Genomic DNA, 4,759 nt, shown 5'->3' with positions numbered 1-4,759 from the left:
CGGATATAGGTTGATCACCCGAAATTACCCAGATTAATCCTGAAAATGCTAATGCTAGACCAATTACAAGTAAAAAAGTAAACCGCTGCCGATTAAAAAAAACGGCGAGTGCAATAGTAAAACATGGCCATAAATAATTAACCATACCGAGCTCAATCGCTTGTTGTCTATTATTGGCTAATCCCAGCGCTAGAACAAAACAGATTTCATAACTCACAAAGAGTAACGTTCCCCAAAATAAATAACGCTTTGGGTACTGACTAATTTTGGGTAACCCCATAACTACAATCAGAACAACTGTCCCTATAGTATAAACGAGTGCTGCACCGCCAATTGGACCAAAGTTTTCACTCACATTACGAATTAAACCTACCATTGTACTCCACAGCAATATAGAGATTACGCCGTAGAATGTTGCTGCATACTGCCCTAGTTTCATGTTGTTCTCGGTTATGCTTTCTAGTGAATTCCATTAAAGGGATGAAAATCCATATAAAAAACCTTAAAGCTCATAGGATTATTAATCAAGCTCTTTTATTAATTGCCTGTGGATAAAATTCAATGCCTTATTTTATTATTGAAAAAGGCACCTAATAATTATTTAGGCGCCTTCGGCTTCATAAAACTATCTATTTATACATCGAGCGCTGAGTCAGAAATGACCATTACGATTATAGGTATAATTTATAGACAGAAAAATACACAAGTTAACCGCCTGATTCTTTTTTTACCCATTTTTCAACCTGTTCTTTTTCCCAAATACCTTCTTCAAATTGTTTTTTAAGCTCAGGGTGTTGGTTAATATCAAAAGTTGGAACTTTGCCATTAACTCGCTGCTGGTTGTAATCTTTTGCTAGTCTAAATGCAATCCCAGATAACAACAAAATGGCAATTAAGTTCGTAATTGCCATCAGTCCCATAGATAGATCTGCAAGCTTCCAAATAAAGGGCATTTCAGCCAGTGCACCAAACATAACCATTCCTAATGCCGCCAAACGAAAAATTAATAAACCGGCGGTATGGTTATTTTCCAAAAAGATCATATTACTTTCTGCGTAAGCATAATTTGCAATAATAGAAGTAAATGCAAAGAAGAATATCGCAATCGCGATAAATATTGACCCCCAACTTCCCACCGCTGATGACAGTGCTAATTGAGTCAATTCTATTCCATTGATTTGATCAACTGGCCCCTCTAATACACCTGATGACAAAATAATAATCGCAGTTGCACTACAGATTACAATGGTATCCATAAATACCCCTAACATCTGTACATAACCTTGAGACGCGGGATGTGGCGGATAAGGTGACGCAGAAGCCGCAGCATTAGGTGCCGACCCCATTCCAGCTTCATTTGAAAATAGACCTCGCTGGATCCCTTGGGTCATTGCTTGCGCAACCCCATAACCTACCGCGCCTCCAGCGGCTTCTTGCAAACCAAAAGCATTTCGAATAATTAACATAAAAACATCAGGCAAACGTTCGATATGATGTCCCATTACCCAAAATGCAAGTAATAAATATGCGAGCGCCATTATTGGAACAACCAGTTCAGCAACTTTTGCAATTGATTTTAATCCGCCAAAGATAACGATCCCACTCAGAATCACTAATCCTATTCCAACATAAAGAGGGTTAAAATCAAATGCGACAGCTGTTGCCTGTGCGATTGAATTAGCTTGAACTGCATTAAATACTAGACCAAATGCAATAATTAAAAATATAGAAAATAGAACCCCCATCCAGCGCTGGTTTAAGCCTTTCTGCATATAGTAAGAAGGGCCGCCACGATAATTACCTTGGTCATCTTTTGTTTTATATAATTGCGCTAAAGTACATTCAACAAATGATGTTGCCATTCCTAATAAAGCAACAACCCACATCCAAAAAATAGCGCCGGGTCCACCGGCTGTAAGTGCAATAGCAACCCCAGTCAAATTACCCGTTCCGACCCTTGCGGCAAGGCTTGTACAAAGCGCTTGAAATGAGGATATACCCGCTTTATCCGATTGCTTACTATTTTTCAGTACGCCAAACATATGGGTAAAATGCCTTATTTGAATAAACCCTGATCTTATCGTGAAATAAACCCCTGCACCAAGCAGTAAGTAAATAAGCAATGAACCCCAAATAATATTACTCAGTGAATTTATAAATTCTATCAAATTACCCTCCTTTATTATTAAATCGACTAATGAAATTTTTAGTTGTTCTATTTACACACTTCATATCAACTGAATATAAAATCAAAAATAGATTTTTAATCAATGAATTTAAAATTCAAAAAATGAGTTATTGAAAATATATTCTTTTACCTTTTGTGTAAATTTATTTTTGTTATAACGATTAATTAAAATGAAGTGGTGTGATTAAATATCAACCATGATTATTTAAAGTTAAAAAATAAACGCAATAAAATCAATGGAATAATCAACAGAATAACATTATAAAAATAAAATTAATCAACCGATTGATTTTTAGATTATTTTTCCATCAACTTAATGGTTTCATTAATATTTTTATCTAACTCATAGTTTTTCATTAAATTAAAAATATCGATTAAATTAAATTTTTCATGTAATAAAAACACAACAAAGTAAAATTTATTTTATATTTAAAATAGCCCTAAATATATTTATCTTTATTTTATAATAATTTTTACTCTATGTAATACCCTATACTAACACGACCAAAATTCATCACATTAAAATCATCTTAATAAGACTATTGCTTATGTTTTTCGATAACAATACACTGAGTGAAATTTCGCTTTCTAGACAAGAGGTTAACACATGAAAATTAATATCAAACTCTCTGATGATTCAGTTTCAAAACTTACAGAAAAAACCTATGACACTTTCATTGCAGAGTTAAAAGCAAGAATATTAGAGGTTTATCCTGGTAGTAATTTATGTATAACCCATGATAGTGGACCAACAACATTTGAGACTCATGGTTTTCATGACGAAAAAGAATCACACATTGTTTTACATGAACTCGTTGAAGACGTTCTTAAGCACGGATATTGGTTAAAAACAAAATAATACAATCACTTACGCCTTATGGCCGACTATTTTTAGTGCTACACATAGTCGGCTGATTAATAGGCTTCGCTTTTGAATTTTCTCCATAACAGCATCTCTTTTGCTCTAATTCTGATCAAGATCATCATTAACTTTAACTTCATAATACCTTTAACTAAACCTCTTTACCTTTCATCGTTATATGGTAATGTATATAACGTAATTTTCATTTACATTGCTTTTGCTAATTATAGCGGCCAGTATTTATACTGGCTTTTTTTTATGAAATCATGCTAAAAAAGACCTTTCCACTCCGGTTTTCGGTCTAATCTGCTATAGTCATTCTTTGTTATCGTTTAGAGTTAAAATTCATTGAGTGCAAAATAGAGGTATTACTATGAAGCGTTTATTACTGGCTTTGTGCCTGACCCCAGTTCTTGCTATAGCAGCAAATGAGCCTTTAAATATCAGCGAATTAGCCAGCGATTATTGTGATATCACCGGCCAAGCCTTGAGTGAGGCATATAGCACAGATAAAAGTAACAGTCAGCTAACCAGCCAAACAATTGAAAAATTGAAAAGCGAAAAAGTTGATTTAGCGAAATTAGAAACTCTTGAAGCAGATTTACGCCAGAATTTAGCAACCGCTATCGATGCCATACGGACAAACAAAGCCCAATTCGCTAATAAAGAAGACTTTATGAAATCTTTAAATGATTCCGTTTCTGCTTGTAAAATCCAAACTGAGCTGCTTTTAAACAAATCTTAGTCCTATTTATATAGTGCTATCTATATACAAGTACTAACGCATAAAAATAGTGCCCTTCTTTCTTAGGGCACATTTTCATCAACTAGAGGATTTATTTTTGACTATCCGTTGGCTGACACAAGTTTTCTATTGCTAATCGCAATTCAGGTGTCTCACTGACAATTAGCTGGTCATGTTCTGAAAACTTGCCATCTTGCACGCCTATATTTGCGATAAAAGGCTGATATTCCTCGTTTGATTCAAGTCGATATAACCCACAAACTCGATAGCTTACCCCCTCTTTAAACTCACTCTTTTGTGTTATTTTGACATCATTAAAAACCAAATTACTCGAAGATGCGATTTTTTTAGTAACGCGCAGCTGAGCTGCATTTTCAACATCCGAATCACCAATACTTGTATAGTATTGGTAAGAGAACACACCGAGAGCAAGTAATATAACAATCAAAAGCTTCGTTTTTATTCGCTTCAACACCATTTCCTTCTAGCTTTGTGGGAGATAACCATAATTATAATTACATTTTATCATTTGTAGTGAACAAAATGAGCCTTCAGAGCTTTATTCTATCTAATGTATCCGTATGTAAATTTTAAGAGAGTAACCTTATAACCACGAGAAAAGATCCTAGAAAACAATCAATGGCTAAAATTAATAGCATCCCACACTAATTTAAATAGAACTTTTTACAAGTAAGTATTTCCATATGAAATATTTTTCAATCTTAATAATATCAGCCGTTTTTATATTAAAACATTACACATTGATAAAAAAAACATTTTTTATTCTAACTATTCCTCCTATAATCACCTTATCACTTTTTAAAATTACAACTTATTAATTATATGAAAGAAAAAATAGTCAAAAACCTAGTGGAATTAACTTACGGTGCGAATAATGATGTAAAAATTGCGGCTATCACTGCACTTGGAGATTACAAATGCTCGATAGAACAAAAAGATGCGA

At 33.9% G+C, this 4,759-nt stretch carries 5 protein-coding genes; 2 read left to right on the top strand and 3 right to left on the bottom strand.

All coding sequences use genetic code 11. From position 1 onward, the window contains the following. A partial coding sequence (yddG, locus tag M998_RS00100; RefSeq protein ID WP_156510931.1) for an aromatic amino acid DMT transporter YddG occupies positions 1–439 on the bottom strand: 439 nt, incomplete at its 3' end. A gap of 268 nt (positions 440–707) precedes the next feature. After that, a complete protein-coding gene (locus M998_RS00095; RefSeq protein ID WP_068444532.1) occupies positions 708–2,168 on the bottom strand; it encodes an alanine/glycine:cation symporter family protein in 1,461 nt (486 codons plus the stop codon). Between the two features lie 627 nt (positions 2,169–2,795). Between M998_RS00095 and M998_RS00090 the strand changes: the two genes are divergently transcribed. Then, positions 2,796–3,047: a DinI-like family protein gene (locus M998_RS00090; protein ID WP_068907073.1), complete on the top strand. Its 252-nt coding sequence runs from the start codon at positions 2,796–2,798 to the stop codon at positions 3,045–3,047. Between the two features lie 376 nt (positions 3,048–3,423). After that, positions 3,424–3,795 (top strand): hypothetical protein, encoded by a 372-nt coding sequence (locus M998_RS00085; RefSeq protein WP_068444539.1) that lies wholly within the window; start codon positions 3,424–3,426, stop codon positions 3,793–3,795. Between the two features lie 91 nt (positions 3,796–3,886). On the opposite strand, the gene M998_RS00080 is transcribed toward M998_RS00085, so the two are convergent. Then, on the bottom strand, positions 3,887–4,267 hold the full coding sequence (locus M998_RS00080; protein ID WP_068446509.1) for a hypothetical protein: 381 nt from the start codon (positions 4,265–4,267) through the stop codon (positions 3,887–3,889). Positions 4,268–4,759: the final 492 nt, after the last annotated feature.

Origin of the sequence: Providencia heimbachae ATCC 35613, from assembly GCF_001655055.1 — a bacterium.
Taxonomy (GTDB): Bacteria; Pseudomonadota; Gammaproteobacteria; order Enterobacterales; family Enterobacteriaceae; genus Providencia; species Providencia heimbachae.
Note: the sequence above shows the minus strand (reverse complement) of the source record. Positions and strands in the feature narration are given on the sequence as shown.